This is a genomic window from Streptomyces sp. NPDC004284, from assembly GCF_042874035.1.
Taxonomy (GTDB): Bacteria; Actinomycetota; Actinomycetes; order Streptomycetales; family Streptomycetaceae; genus Streptomyces.
Genome location: NZ_JBIAMJ010000006.1, coordinates 370,251 through 382,770, shown reverse-complemented (window position 1 = coordinate 382,770; position 12,520 = coordinate 370,251). Strand labels below are relative to the sequence as shown.

Sequence of the window (12,520 nt, the reverse complement as noted above, 5' to 3'; positions counted from 1 at the left end):
GTGACGGATAGTCGGATTATCGCAATATGCATCCCCTGTGCTCACGACCGGAGGAACTCCGCCATGACGACACCCCCCACCCGCGCCCTGCTCCGCGGGGCACTCGCCACACTGGCGCTCGGCGCCGTGACCCTCGCGGGTGCCCCGCAGGCCTTCGCCGCGCCCGGCGACGACGGCGACGTCAAGGTCCACCAGTCGACCACGGCCGACACCAACCCGGTCAACGAGCCCCGTGTCGACTGCCCGTTCCGCCTCGCCGCCCTCAACTTCGACGGCCTGCCGAGCATCACGTACTCGATCTTCCCGCAGCCCGGACAGCCGGGCAACCAGGACCAGCCGGTGCTGGGCCCCACGTCCGTCCCCCTCAACAGCAATGGTGACGGGGCCGCGGGACCGCTCTCCCTGCCGATCGGCATGTACAAGGTCGAATGGACGTGGCCGGGCAAGAACGGCGCCCCGAAGTCGAAGGTCTTCAACGTCATCTCCGCCTGCGACAACGGTGGCAATGGAGGCAACGGCAACGGTGGCAACGGCAACGGCGGGAACGGCAACGGAGGTAACGGCAACGGGGGCAACGGCAACGGCGGGAACGGCAACGGCGGGAACGGCAACGGCGGGAACGGGAACGGGGGCAACGGCAACGGCGGCAACGGCGGCGGTCACGGCCACGGCAAGCCCCCGCACGGCCCGGTCGGCGCGGGCGGCGGCGGCAGCGCACAGCTCGCCGCCGAGGACTCCTCCGCCTTCGGCGTCGGGGCGGCCGTCGCCGCCGGCCTCGCCGGCACGACCGGACTGGTCCTGATCCGCCGCTCGCGCCGCCGGGACAATGGCGCCGCGTAGGTCCCGCTTCACGCGCAGACAGCGGCGTCTGCTCCGGCTCGCCAGGACCGTGGCGGTGACCGCGGCCCTGGTGACCGGGGGCGTCTGGTGGGCCGGTGACGGGGAACCGGCCGACCCGCCGGTCGCCGCCGGCCCCGCCGCTCACGCCCGGTCCGGAGTGACGGCCGGAGCGCCCGCCGCCCTGGACCACAAGGCGAAGACCAGGGCGCTGCCCAAGGCCGCGCCGCGGCCCGCGCCCCTGCCCGCCCCGCTGGCCCGTTCGCGTCCCGTCACGGTCGCCGTCCCGGCCATCACCATCGAGGCCCCCGTGATCGAACTCGGCCTCGACGCCACCGGCCGACTCGGCACACCGCCCGTCGACGACCCCCGGGTCGTCGGCTGGTACGCCAAGGGGCCCGCCCCCGGCGAGCGCGGGACCGCCGTCGTCGTCGGCCACCGCGACACCCGCACCGGGCCCGCGATCTTCCTCAACCTCGACTCGCTCAGCGCCGGCAACACCGTCCGGATCGCCCGCGCCGACGGCAAGGTCGCCGTCTTCACGGTCGACCGCGTCCGGACGTACGCGAAGAGCGACTTCCCCGACAAGGAGGTGTACGGGGCCACCGGCCGGCCCGAACTCCGGCTGCTCACCTGTGGGGGAGCCTTCGACCGCGGCAAGGGCTACGAGGCGAACATCGTCGTCTTCGCCCACCTCACCGAGATCGCCCAGAAGATCTGACGGCAGGCCCCGCGACCGCCCGCCCGAACCCGCCCGAACCCGCTCACATGCGCACGCCCCGGCCGACGGATCCAGCCGCTCCGTCGGCCGGGGCGTGCGCTGTCGCGCCGTACGGGAGAAATTCGCCGGGAGAAATTCGCCGGGAGGGAACCGCCGGGAGGGAACCGCCGGAAAGGAACCGCCGGAAAGGGACCGCCGGGAGGGAACCGCCGAGAAGGAACCGTCAGGAAGGATCTGTCGGGAGGGATCCGCCAGTTTCGTGCACGTACCGCTGTGCGGGACGTACGTGGACAGCCCGTGGGTCGGGGCGGCACGATCGAGCGGCGCCGTGCTGTGCCGTCGGGTGAGACCGGGGGCACTCCGTGAACCCTGGCGTCAGAAAACTAACAGCGCTAGTTTGAGGCGGCGAGGAAGACGAGGAACGGCGACCCGAGGAGACAGCGGATGAAGGCCCACGACGCGATGTACATCGGCGGGGAGTGGCGTCCCGCCTCCTCGACGGACACCGTCCCGGTGATCGACCCGGCGGACGAGCGGGTCATCGCCCACGTCCCGGCCGGCACCGCCGAGGACGTCGACGCCGCCGTGCGCGCCGCCCGCGCCGCGCTCCCCGGCTGGGCCACCACCCCGCCCGCCGAGCGCGGAGCCCGTATCGCCGCCCTGCGTGACGCGCTCGCCGCCCGCGCCGAGGAGATCGCCGCCACCGTCACCGCCGAACTCGGCGCCCCGCCGCAGCTCGCCGCCGCCGTGCACGCCGGACTGCCGATCGCCGTCGCCGGCTCGTACGCCGAGCTCGCCGCCGCCCACCCCTTCGAGGAGAAGGTCGGCAACTCCACCGTCTACGCCGAGCCGGTCGGCGTCGTCGCCGCGATCACCCCCTGGAACTACCCGCTCCACCAGGTCGTCGCCAAGGTCGCCCCGGCCCTCGCCGCCGGCTGCACCACCGTCCTCAAGCCCGCCGAGGACACCCCGCTCACCGCGCAGCTCTTCGCCGAGGCCGTCCACGAGGCGGGCATCCCCGCCGGCGTCTTCAACCTGGTCACCGGCCTCGGCCCGGTCGCCGGGCAGGCGCTCGCCGAGCACCCCGGCGTGGACCTCGTGTCCTTCACCGGCTCCACCGCCGTCGGCCGCCGCATCGGCGCCCTCGCGGGCGGCGCGGTGAAGCGGGTCGCCCTCGAACTCGGCGGCAAGTCCGCCAACGTGATCCTGCCGAGCGCCGACCTCCCCAAGGCCGTCGCCGTCGGCATCGCCAACGTCATGTCCAACTCCGGCCAGACGTGCAGCGCCTGGACCCGGATGCTGATCCCCGCCGACCGGTACGAGGAGGCGGTGGCGCTCGCCGCCGAGGCCGTCGCCAAGTACGTCCCCGGCGAGCGCGTCGGCCCCCTCGTCAACGCCAAGCAGCAGGCCCGCGTCCGCGGCTACATCGAGAAGGGGATCGAGGAGGGCGCCCGGCTCGTCGCCGGCGGCCCCGAGGCCCCGCGCGAGAGCGGCTACTACGTCTCCCCGACCGTCTTCGCCGACGTCACCCCCGACATGACCATCGCCCAGGAGGAGATCTTCGGCCCCGTCGTCTCGCTCCTGCGGTACGAGGACGAGGACGAGGCCCTCGCGATCGCCAACGGCACCGTCTACGGCCTCGCCGGAGCCGTCTGGGGCGAGCAGGCCGAGGCCGTCGCCTTCGCCCGCCGCATGGACACCGGCCAGGTCGACATCAACGGCGGCCGCTTCAACCCGCTGGCCCCCTTCGGCGGCTACAAGCAGTCCGGCGTCGGCCGGGAGCTCGGCGCGCACGGCCTCGCCGAGTACCTCCAGACCAAGTCCCTCCAGTTCTGACGGTCCTGACAGTTCTGACAGTTCTGAGCGCAGAAGGAGCGAACAGCGTGATCCGCGCCGCGGTCCTGCCCGCCATAGGCTCTCCCCTGGAGATCACCGGCATCGAACTCCCCGAGCCCGGACCCGGCCAGGTCCGGGTCCGGCTCGCCGCCGCCGGGGTCTGCCACTCCGACCTCTCCCTCTCCAACGGCACCATGCGCGTGCCGGTCCCCGCCGTCCTCGGGCACGAGGGCGCGGGCACGGTCGTCTCCGTCGGCGAGGGCGTCACCCACGTCGCCCCCGGCGACGGCGTCGTCCTCAACTGGGCGCCGTCCTGCGGCAGTTGTCACCCCTGCTCGCTCGGCGAGGTGTGGCTCTGCGCGAACGCCCTGACCGGCGCCGCGAACATCCACGCCCGCACCGAGGACGGCACCGAGCTCCACCCCGGACTCAACGTCGCCGCCTTCGCCGAGGAGACGGTCGTCGCCGCGAACTGCGTCCTGCCCGTCCCCGACGGGGTGCCGCTCACCGACGCCGCCCTCCTCGGCTGCGCCGTCCTCACCGGCTGGGGCGCGGTCCACCACTCCGCCCGGGTCCGCGCGGGCGAGACCGTCGCCGTCTTCGGCGTCGGCGGGGTGGGTCTCGCCACGCTCCAGGCCGCCCGGATCGCGGGCGCGTCCACGATCGTCGCCGTGGACGTCTCCCCGGAGAAGGAGGCGCTCGCGCGGGCCGCCGGGGCGACCGAGTACGTCGTCGCCTCCGAGACCACGGCCAAGGACATCCGGAAGCTGACCGGGGGCCAGGGCGTCGACGTCGCCGTCGAGTGCGTCGGCCGCGCCGTCACCATCCGCACCGCCTGGGAATCCACCCGGCGCGGCGGCCGCACCACGGTCGTCGGCATCGGCGGCAAGGACCAGCAGGTCACCTTCAACGCCCTGGAACTCTTCCACTGGGGCCGCACCCTCGCCGGCTGCGTCTACGGCAACTCGAACCCGGCCCAGGACCTGCCGGTCCTCGCCGGGCACATCCGGGCCGGCCGGCTCGACCTCGGCGCCCTCGTCACCGAGCGGATCACCCTCGACGGCATCCCCGGCGCCTTCGAGAACATGCTCGCGGGCAAGGGCGGCCGCGCCCTCGTCGTCTTCTGACCCCTGACGAGCGGATGCCCGTACCGGCCCAACCGCCGGTACGGGCATCCACGGGTTCACAGATCCAGGACGAGACGCCCGCCGCGCGAGCGCCCCACGCAGATCATCATCGTCGTCCCCGCGGCCCTCTCGTCCTCGCCGAGGACGGAGTCGTGGTGCTCGGGCGTCCCCGCGAGCACCTTCGTCTCGCAGGTGCCGCACCAGCCCTCCTCACAGGAGTACGCCACACCCGGCACCACCTCCCGCACGGTGTCGAGCAGGGTCCGGCCGGCCTCCACGCGCAGGATCCGCCCGGTCCGCCGCAGCTCGACCTCGAACCCGCCCCCGCCGGAGGTCCGCTCCACCGGAGCCGCACCGAACCGCTCCATGTGCAGCGGTCCCGCCCACCGGTCCTCGACCGCCCGCAGCAGCCCCTCGGGTCCGCAGCAGTACACGGCCGTCGACGGCGGCAACCCGTCGAGGACGGCGTCCAGATCGGGCAGCCCCGCCGTGTCCTGCGGGACCAGCGTGACCCCGGGAAGCGCGGAGAGCTCCTCTCGGTACGCCATGGAGGCGAGGCTCCGGCCGCCGTACAGCAGCGACCAGGACCCCGGCGGCAGGGAGCGGATCATCGGCAGCAGCGGGGTGATGCCGATGCCGCCCGCGACGAACAGGTACCGCTCGGCGGGCACCAGCGGGAAGCGGTTGAACGGGCCCCGGACGCCGAGGACCGTGCCCTCGACGACAGCCGTGTGGATCTCCTCGGAGCCGCCCCGGCCGGCCGGCTCCCGCAGCACCCCGAGCCGGTAGACGCCGCGGTCGGCCGGATCGCCGCAGAGCGAGTAGTGCCGGACCGCGCCGGACGGCAGCGTCACCTCCAGGTGGGCGCCGGGCTCCCAGGGCGCGAGCGCGGCACCCGTGGGATCCGCCAGGAGCAGTCCCCGTACGCCGTCCGCCTCCTCGGCGACCGATCTCACCGTCAGCCGGACCATCGACATGGCATCGGACATCGCATCACCTCGCAGCTCGGGACGGCGGAAGGAGCGGCTCCGGCCACACCCGGCACAGCACCCCGTACAGCACGGCGGCGACCACGAAGGAGGACGGCAGACTCAGGTCCACCCCGCCCGTGAGGCCGGTCAACGGGCCGGTGTACAGCGGGTTGTTGACCCAGAGGATCCCCACGAACGAGCCGGCCGCGAAGGCCGCGGCGGCCCTCGGGTTGACCCCGCCCGTGTACCAGTACCGTCCGCCGCCGCCCGTGGCGAACGCGCGCAGCGCCTCCGCGTCGTACCGGCCCCGGTGCAACGCGTACCCGACGGAGAGCACGGCCGCCCACGGGGCCACGACCGTGAGCAGCAGCGTCACGAACGCCGACATGGCGTCCATCGCGTCGTACACCACCGCCCCGAGGTACAGCACGGCCGCCGCGAGCAGCGCCACCACGGTGGTCACGGCGGCCCGCGAGGAGCGCCAGAACACGGAGTTGGCGGAGAGCCCGGCCGCGTACAGACAGAGCCCGGCCTGCGGCAGGGTGCCCGCGAAGCCGAAGACGACCACCGCCACCGCGAACCAGCCCGGCACCGCGTCCGTCAGCCCCTGCAGCCACGGCTCGTCGGGCACGGGGAACAGCGTCGTCACGTACGCGCCGGTGAGCAGCGCGGCGAGACTGCTGAGGAACATCGAGATCCCGCTCGCCCGCACCACCCGGCCGGTGGGGGTGGAGGCCGGCATGTAGCGGGTGTAATCGCCCTGGAAGGTGGCGTACGACAGGGGCACGGTCGCGGACGCGGTCGCCGCGAGCAGCCAGGTGTGCAGGGTGCTGTCGAGCGCCAACGTCCCGTCTGCGTACCCGGAGTATCCCGCGTCGAACTTCGGCGCGAGCACGAGGGCCGTGCCGAGGAGGACCGCCCCGCCGGTGACCGCCGTGATCCGGTACGTGCGGACCAGCGTCTCGTGGCCGCGTACGGCGACGAGCGCGACCGCCGCCGCCGTCACGAACATCGCGACGGTCAGCGCGCCCGGGCCCGTCGGCGTGGAGAGCAGCCGGTGCCCCGCGACCATGACGGCCGTGCCGCCGGTCCACACGGCGATCGCGAAGAAGCCGAGCGCCGTCACCACCGTGATGGTGTTGCCGACGACCCTGCCCCGCACCCCGAAGTGCGCCCCGCTCGCCACCGGATCGTTGGTGCCGGTGCGGACGCCGAACCGGGAGAGCGGCGCGAGCAGCGCCGTCCCGACGGCGACGCCCACCGCGATCGCGGTCGCCGACGACCACCAGCCCAGACCGAAGACCACGGGCAGCGCGCCCAGCACCACCGTGCCGAACGAGAACTGCGCGGAGGGCCAGATCCAGCCGAAGTCGGCCGGGGTCGAGGTGCGCTCCGCCTCGGGCACCGGCGCGATGCCGTCGTGGTCGACCGCCGCACGGGGCGGCGTCACGGTGGACGCCGCCCCGGTCGGTGTGGTGGTCATGAGGCGCCCCCGGAGAGGACCTCGGGACGGTCGTCCTGACCGGGCAGCACGTCGACCACCCGGAGGGCGGCGCAGGCCGCCCCCGAGGTGCGCTCGCCGCTGGTCAGGTCGAAGGTCGTGTGGTGCAGGGGGCAGGTGATCCGCAGCCTGTCCCCGTCGACCCTGCCGTACTTGAGCCGGCCCCCGCGGTGGGGGCAGAGGGCGGCCGCGAGGACCTTGCGGCCGCCGACCTCGACCAGGACCAGGTCCTCGGTCACCTGGCGGACGACGGGCTCGTCGGAGCCCCGCCGCCCGGCGGGCACGGCCGTCATGCGACGGTCTCCCGTGCCAGCGCGATCGCCGTCTCGGTGGCCTCGCCGACGATGTCGGAGGCCAGCCGCACGCCCGCCCAGATCTTCGCCAGGTCCGGCTCGTCGAGCGCCCGGATCGCCGTACGCATGTGATTGCTGTGGTACGAGTCGATGTACAGGTGCTCGGTGTAGTAGGCGTCCTTGACGATCCCCAGGCGCCGCGCCGCGCGGGCGAAGCTCTGGAAGGCGTACAGGACGCTGGTCTCGAAGTAGGCGTACGCCCCCAGGAAGTACTGGGGAGACGAGGCCCGGCTCGCCAGCCAGTGGAACATGTTGACGTACGCGTAGCACTCCGGGGTCGTCTCGTCGAGGTAGTCGTCGAGCCGCAGGCTCATGCCGAGCTCGGTGAGCAGGTCCCGGTAGAGCTGGGAGTGCGCCTTCTCCTCGTTGCCGCAGCCGAGTTCGTCGATGAGGACCCGGAAGACCGCCATCGCCGAGCGGTACGGCAGCCGGGGGACGACCGGGAGCAGCGACTCGGACTCGGTGAGGCCGTCGAGCGCGAACTGCCGCACGATCACCTTGAACTGGTCGAGCGTCGCGTGCTCGGCGAGGAAGGTCGCGCTCTCCGGGAGCGCGGCCTCCTCCTCGGCGAGGAACTCCTTGAGTGCCTGGAGCAGTTCGCCGGCCGAGTCGAAGTGCGGGGCGGAGGCCTCGTAGGCCCGCGCCTTGGGCAGGATCCACCGCTCCTCGATCGCGGTCATCGATCCGTAGTCGCCGAGGTTGGGCACCCGCCGGTAGAGGGTGTGGAGTTCGCGCTGGGAGGTCGCGGCCGGGGCCGCGACCGAGTGCGCGGCCACCGGAACAGCGGAGGCGGGGACGGTGCTCATGCCGCCTTCGCCTCCTCGTGCGTGGTGGGGGAGCTGATCACGCCGCGCGCGTGGAGTTCCTTCTTGACCCAGCGGTACCAGTCGTCGAGGAAGACGCCGTACTTCTCGCAGACGGTGTTGATCTCCGCCTGGCGGTCCGGGGTCGGGTCGACCAGCATCGCGTTGCACAGGGCGGGTTCCAGGTTGGCCAGCGGGCCGATGAAGCCCTGGATGCCGCGGGCGTCGACGAGGAGGTTCTCCCAGCCCTCGAAGACCGGGATGCCGGTGCCGGCCTCGGCCATCCGGCGGGTGAAGGCGGCGTCGCCGCTCGACTCCTTGATGCCGACGATCCCGGGGATCTCCTTGCAGATCCGGATCAGGGTGTCGAACTCGATGCGGTTGCCCGACAGCGCCTCCTCGTTGTAGAGGAAGATCGGTATGTCGAGGGCCGCGCGGATCGCCTGGTAGTGCTCGACGATCTGGTCCTGCGTCACGTCGGCGCCGAACGGCGTGGTGACGACGACGGCGTCGACGCCGATCTCGGCCGCCGTGCGGGCCCGGTCGATCACCGAGGCGGTGTCGGGGAGCTGGATGCCGGCGAGCACGGGGAGGCCGTCGGCGTGCTTGACGGTGTACGTGACGACGTCCTCCCACTGGCGGGCGTCGAGCTTCCAGCCCTCGCCGGAGGTCAGGGCCGGCATGAGGCCCGTGACCTCGGCCCGGATGTGGTCCAGGAGGCGGACCACGCTCTGCTCGTCGACGGTGCCGTGCTCGTCGAGCGGGGTGATCAGCGGGACGACGGTCCCGGAGTAGGTGTCAGGCATGAGTGGGGTGCCCTTCGCAAGGTGTTCAGAAGGTGTGTCAGAGGGAGTCGGAGTCGACCGTCAGCACCAGCGAGCGCTGGTAGAGGTCCTCCAGGTACGCGGGGAACGCGGCCTCGGCGCCGGTGTCGACCGGTACGACGGGCAGGTCGCCGGCCGCCTTCAGCAGCCGGGGGCTCGCCGTGTGCAGCACGCCGCCCCGGCCGATGACCTGGGCGAGCAGCAGGCGTTCGTGCGTGGGCAGACCGTCGAGCGCGGGGGTGGTGAACGCCCGCCGGACGTCGTCCTCGTCGTACGGGATCCGGTCGATGGCCAGGTCGGTGTGGAGGACGTCCATGAACGGGTAGTACTCGTCCTGCGTCCGCCGCTCGTAGCCCCAGACGAGGTCGTCGCAGCGGCCGACCTGCTCCCAGCTCATGACGACCCGGCCGGCGTCCCCGGCGGCCAGCCGGCCGGCGAAGAAGGCCTTGGCGCCGGCCCGGACGGCGTCGTCCTGGCTGTGCATGCCCATGAAGAGGGTGGCGTCGATGAACACCGTGGGGGAGTGTTCTGCCGCCTCGGGGGTGGTGTCAGGCCTCATAGCGCTCGAGCACCTTCCGCATCCGCTCCATCGCGCCGGCGAAGACCTCGGGCTCGCGGGCCAGGGCCAGGCGGACGAAGCGCTCGCCCTTCTCCTTGGTGTTCCAGTAGAAGAAGGTGCCCGGCAGGACGTACACCTCCTCGTCGAAGAGGACGGCCTGGAGCTGGGTGGCGGTCAGGTGCTCCGGCTTGATGCGGAACCAGGCGACGCTGGTGCCGACGACCGGCTCCTGGAACTCCAGGACGGTGCCGTCGAGGGCGGCGCGGGCGGCGTCGCCGTTGGTCTTGATGATGTCGCGGACGGAGGAGAAGCCGTCGGTGATGGAGTCCTCGATGTACTGCGTCACCATGTTGAGGACGAACGGCGACACGTTCAGCAGGACGCTGGTGTGGAGGTTGTAGACCTCCTCCTGGATGTCCCGGCTGGCGGTGATCATGGCGCACTTGGCGTCCTGGATGGGCCAGGTCTTGCCGGTGTCCTCCATGACCATGTAGGTGACGCCGGACTCCTCCAGGAGCTTGTAGATGTCCACCCGGCCGATGCCCTCGTCGCAGAGCGCGAAGGAGGCGAAGCAGAAGTCCATCACCAGGACCTTGTCGTGGTCCACGCAGTAGCGCACGACCTCGGCGAAGCCTTCCAGCTTCTCGGCGAGCAGGGTGAACCCGGTCGGGTTGTTCGGGTCGACCAGGTAGATCGCGTCCGCGTCGATCGCCTCGACCAGGCGGTCGTAGATGGCGTCCTTGTCGTGCAGCACCGACTCGTCGACCGGCCCGAGCGGCACCTGCATGTTGCGCAGCAGGTCGACCAGGTTGTCGAAGCAGGGCTCCACCAGCTGCACCGACATGCCGCGCTGCTTGAGGAACATGCCGGCCACCATGGTGGAGACGCTGGCGGAGTACGAGAGCAGCGTCCGGTCCATCGCCCGGGCGGTGGGCTGCTGGTGCAGGCGGAAGAAGGCGTCGACGAACTGGCGCTCGAAGTGGGCCTGCTGCTTCGTCTCGGACTCGTGCCAGAGCTCGGGGAGCCGCGAGACGATCCGCTCCTGCGAGACGGACTGACGCTGGTGGGTGTGGGCGTCGGCCAGGTTGAACCGGGTCTTCAGGGCCTCGATCTCGTGCTGGGTGAGGTCGACGAAGGTGCTGACATCTGCCTTGTCGGTCAACGACATGAGAACTCCTGCTGTCGATACGAAACTCCACCGGAATTCCGGCGGCATAAACGACTGTAAGAGCTTCGAGCGGCCTTGCGAATAACGGCGGGGTCACGCAATTAATAATCATCGCGATGTTCTGATGGACAAAAAAAGGAACGACGTCCAGGCATTCCGCGAATTGGAATGCCTGAACGTCGTTCTCGTTATTCGACCGCCGGCGGCGGCTTGTCGCTCTATTCCGTGGCGGCCCGCAGCAGGATGTCCTCGTACACCTTCGGGTCGTCCGAGGCGATGACGGGCCAGCCGATGCCGTAGGCCCCCTCCCAGCCCACGTCGATGCCGGGGTTGGCGTGGTCGGAGCCGTCGGGCAGGAACAGGTGGGGGCTGCAGTTCACGCGGTCGCTCTTGGACAGCGCGGCCTGGTCGGAGAGGGCCCGGCGGGCCCGTCCGTCGTCCAGCGCCTCGGTCAGGGCGTCGACGTCGACGGCGCCCGTCTCCGCGGCCACGTCCAGGATCACCTTGCGGTGGCTGATGCAGCGCGACTCGGCCCAGAAGGCCCGGCGCAGCCCGAGGTCGAGCTGCTCGGAGGCGTTCAGGCTCTGCTCCTTGGCGGCGAGCACCGCCTCCAGGGCGGGCAGCGTCGTCGACGGGTACAGCCAGTCCTTGGCCTGCCACAGCTGCCAGCCGGCGGCCGGCTCCAGGCTGGCCATCCGGGCGACCTCGCTGTCCGTTCCGGGGCGCGGGCTCGGGGCGTCGTTCAGCAGTTCCAGCGGGAAGGCGCGCAGGTCGAAGGAGACCTGCTCCTCCAGGCCGAGGCGGGCCCGGGTGGCGTGCAGCCGGTGGATGGCGATGTGCGCGAAGGAACACCAGATGTCGGAGAAGACGGTGATGACTCCGCGCGGCGGGGTCAGATCGGCAGTGGTGGGGTCGGACATGGTTCTCCTCGGTTCGGGTGCGCGGGCGGTGCTCAGCCGGCGGTGGACTCGTGGGCGTCCAGCGCGGCCTCGAGGTCGAGGTCGGCGCCGGGCAGCCAGGCGGGCAGGGACGGGATGCGGGCCATCGCGTCGAAGAGCCGGGGTACGGCGTCCCCCTCGACGGTCGGCCCGTGGGCACTGAGGAGCCGCGCGGGGCGCAGCGCGGCGAGTTCGCTCACCGGCCGGAGGAACTTCGCCTCGTCGACCAGCGCGGTCCACGGGGCGATGGCTCGGTTGAGCACCTCGAACCCGTGAAAGAATTCCTCCTCGGAAAGGTCGGTGAAGTCCTGGCGAATTTCTTCGACGACGGTGCCGAAGCTGTCGGATGTGTAGAGCGTCCCATCGGAGTGGTCGAACATGGCAAGGGTTCCGGGTGAATCGAAGGTGGGCGGTCGGTGAAAACTCAGCTCGCGGTCTCCGACTTTCACGCGACTACCCGGGTTCGCGGTTACTACCCGCTCCTGGGGAATGCTGAACTCTTCTGATATTCGCGTCACTGATATCGCGTTGGCGAGCACCTTCGCGTGCGGCGCCTCCGCCAGGATCCGGGCGAGCGCGCCGGTGTGGTCGCGGTCGTCGTGGGTGACGACGACCCAGCGCAGGTCGGCCGGGTCGATCAGCGACCAGAGGGAGTCCAGGAAGCCCTCCCGGTCGACGGGCATGCCGGTGTCCACGAGGAGCGGCTGTCCGGACCGTACGAGGAAGGCGTTCACCGGCTGGTCGCCGAGGCCGGGGATGGGCAGGGCCGAGGGGAGGACGTGGATGTCCGGCCCGGCGGTGTAGGACGTCTTCATGATCAGCCTTTCCTGAGGCGCCGATCGGGCCGGGGCCCCCGGGCCGGTGCCCGGGGGAGGCGCCGGC

13 protein-coding genes are annotated in these 12,520 nt (G+C 71.8%); 4 read left to right on the top strand and 9 right to left on the bottom strand.

Annotation, left to right across the window (positions count from 1 at the left end):
* Positions 1-63 precede the first annotated feature (63 nt).
* From ACFYUS_RS18790 to ACFYUS_RS18775, 4 genes are all read left to right on the top strand, one after another.
* Entirely contained in the window at positions 64-840 is a 777-nt protein-coding gene (locus ACFYUS_RS18790) for a hypothetical protein (protein WP_388852720.1), read from the top strand.
* Positions 827-1,558 (top strand): class F sortase, encoded by a 732-nt coding sequence (locus tag ACFYUS_RS18785; protein WP_388852717.1) that lies wholly within the window; start codon positions 827-829, stop codon positions 1,556-1,558. The genes ACFYUS_RS18790 and ACFYUS_RS18785 overlap by 14 nt, the downstream gene beginning before the upstream one ends.
* A 444-nt stretch (positions 1,559-2,002) precedes the next feature.
* Positions 2,003-3,394 (top strand): aldehyde dehydrogenase family protein, encoded by a 1,392-nt coding sequence (locus ACFYUS_RS18780; protein ID WP_388852714.1) that lies wholly within the window; start codon positions 2,003-2,005, stop codon positions 3,392-3,394.
* Between the two features lie 47 nt (positions 3,395-3,441).
* Entirely contained in the window at positions 3,442-4,521 is a 1,080-nt protein-coding gene (locus ACFYUS_RS18775; protein WP_388852711.1) for a Zn-dependent alcohol dehydrogenase, read from the top strand.
* 56 nt (positions 4,522-4,577) lie between these two features.
* Here ACFYUS_RS18775 and ACFYUS_RS18770 read toward each other — a convergent pair whose 3' ends face one another.
* The 9 genes from ACFYUS_RS18770 to ACFYUS_RS18730 all read right to left on the bottom strand — a co-directional run bounded on the left by ACFYUS_RS18770 (position 4,578) and on the right by ACFYUS_RS18730 (position 12,453).
* A complete protein-coding gene (locus ACFYUS_RS18770) occupies positions 4,578-5,510 on the bottom strand; it encodes a PDR/VanB family oxidoreductase (protein WP_388852708.1) in 933 nt (310 codons plus the stop codon).
* 4 nt (positions 5,511-5,514) lie between these two features.
* Positions 5,515-6,975, bottom strand: coding sequence for a purine-cytosine permease family protein (locus ACFYUS_RS18765; RefSeq protein WP_388852705.1), 1,461 nt, complete (start codon positions 6,973-6,975; stop codon positions 5,515-5,517).
* Entirely contained in the window at positions 6,972-7,286 is a 315-nt protein-coding gene (locus ACFYUS_RS18760; protein WP_388852703.1) for a Rieske (2Fe-2S) protein, read from the bottom strand. The genes ACFYUS_RS18765 and ACFYUS_RS18760 overlap by 4 nt, the downstream gene beginning before the upstream one ends.
* Positions 7,283-8,152 (bottom strand): iron-containing redox enzyme family protein, encoded by an 870-nt coding sequence (locus ACFYUS_RS18755; protein WP_388852700.1) that lies wholly within the window; start codon positions 8,150-8,152, stop codon positions 7,283-7,285. The genes ACFYUS_RS18760 and ACFYUS_RS18755 overlap by 4 nt, the downstream gene beginning before the upstream one ends.
* Positions 8,149-8,955: a dihydrodipicolinate synthase family protein gene (locus tag ACFYUS_RS18750; RefSeq protein WP_388852697.1), complete on the bottom strand. Its 807-nt coding sequence runs from the start codon at positions 8,953-8,955 to the stop codon at positions 8,149-8,151. Before ACFYUS_RS18750 ends, ACFYUS_RS18755 begins: the two co-directional genes overlap by 4 nt.
* A gap of 37 nt (positions 8,956-8,992) precedes the next feature.
* Positions 8,993-9,532, bottom strand: a complete 540-nt coding sequence (locus ACFYUS_RS18745) for a DUF6190 family protein (RefSeq protein WP_388852694.1) — start codon at positions 9,530-9,532, stop codon at positions 8,993-8,995.
* A complete protein-coding gene (locus ACFYUS_RS18740; RefSeq protein ID WP_388852691.1) occupies positions 9,522-10,700 on the bottom strand; it encodes an aminotransferase class I/II-fold pyridoxal phosphate-dependent enzyme in 1,179 nt (392 codons plus the stop codon). Before ACFYUS_RS18740 ends, ACFYUS_RS18745 begins: the two co-directional genes overlap by 11 nt.
* A 218-nt stretch (positions 10,701-10,918) precedes the next feature.
* Positions 10,919-11,620: a DsbA family protein gene (locus ACFYUS_RS18735; RefSeq protein WP_388852688.1), complete on the bottom strand. Its 702-nt coding sequence runs from the start codon at positions 11,618-11,620 to the stop codon at positions 10,919-10,921.
* Between the two features lie 32 nt (positions 11,621-11,652).
* Positions 11,653-12,453, bottom strand: a complete 801-nt coding sequence (locus tag ACFYUS_RS18730; RefSeq protein WP_388852685.1) for an MBL fold metallo-hydrolase — start codon at positions 12,451-12,453, stop codon at positions 11,653-11,655.
* Between the last annotated feature and the right edge of the window lie 67 nt (positions 12,454-12,520).

Bases quoted from the DNA above. Each gene is read 5' to 3' on its own strand.
- ACFYUS_RS18790 (WP_388852720.1), top strand. From the start codon at position 64: ATGACGACACCCCCCACCCGCGCCCTGCTCCGCGGGGCACTCGCCACA.
- ACFYUS_RS18785 (WP_388852717.1), top strand. From the start codon at position 827: ATGGCGCCGCGTAGGTCCCGCTTCACGCGCAGACAGCGGCGTCTGCTC.
- ACFYUS_RS18780 (WP_388852714.1), top strand. From the start codon at position 2,003: ATGAAGGCCCACGACGCGATGTACATCGGCGGGGAGTGGCGTCCCGCC.
- ACFYUS_RS18770 (WP_388852708.1), bottom strand. From the start codon at position 5,510: ATGTCCGATGCCATGTCGATGGTCCGGCTGACGGTGAGATCGGTCGCC.
- ACFYUS_RS18765 (WP_388852705.1), bottom strand. From the start codon at position 6,975: ATGACCACCACACCGACCGGGGCGGCGTCCACCGTGACGCCGCCCCGT.
- ACFYUS_RS18760 (WP_388852703.1), bottom strand. From the start codon at position 7,286: ATGACGGCCGTGCCCGCCGGGCGGCGGGGCTCCGACGAGCCCGTCGTC.
- ACFYUS_RS18755 (WP_388852700.1), bottom strand. From the start codon at position 8,152: ATGAGCACCGTCCCCGCCTCCGCTGTTCCGGTGGCCGCGCACTCGGTC.
- ACFYUS_RS18750 (WP_388852697.1), bottom strand. From the start codon at position 8,955: ATGCCTGACACCTACTCCGGGACCGTCGTCCCGCTGATCACCCCGCTC.
- ACFYUS_RS18745 (WP_388852694.1), bottom strand. From the start codon at position 9,532: ATGAGGCCTGACACCACCCCCGAGGCGGCAGAACACTCCCCCACGGTG.
- ACFYUS_RS18740 (WP_388852691.1), bottom strand. From the start codon at position 10,700: ATGTCGTTGACCGACAAGGCAGATGTCAGCACCTTCGTCGACCTCACC.
- ACFYUS_RS18735 (WP_388852688.1), bottom strand. From the start codon at position 11,620: ATGTCCGACCCCACCACTGCCGATCTGACCCCGCCGCGCGGAGTCATC.
- ACFYUS_RS18730 (WP_388852685.1), bottom strand. From the start codon at position 12,453: ATGAAGACGTCCTACACCGCCGGGCCGGACATCCACGTCCTCCCCTCG.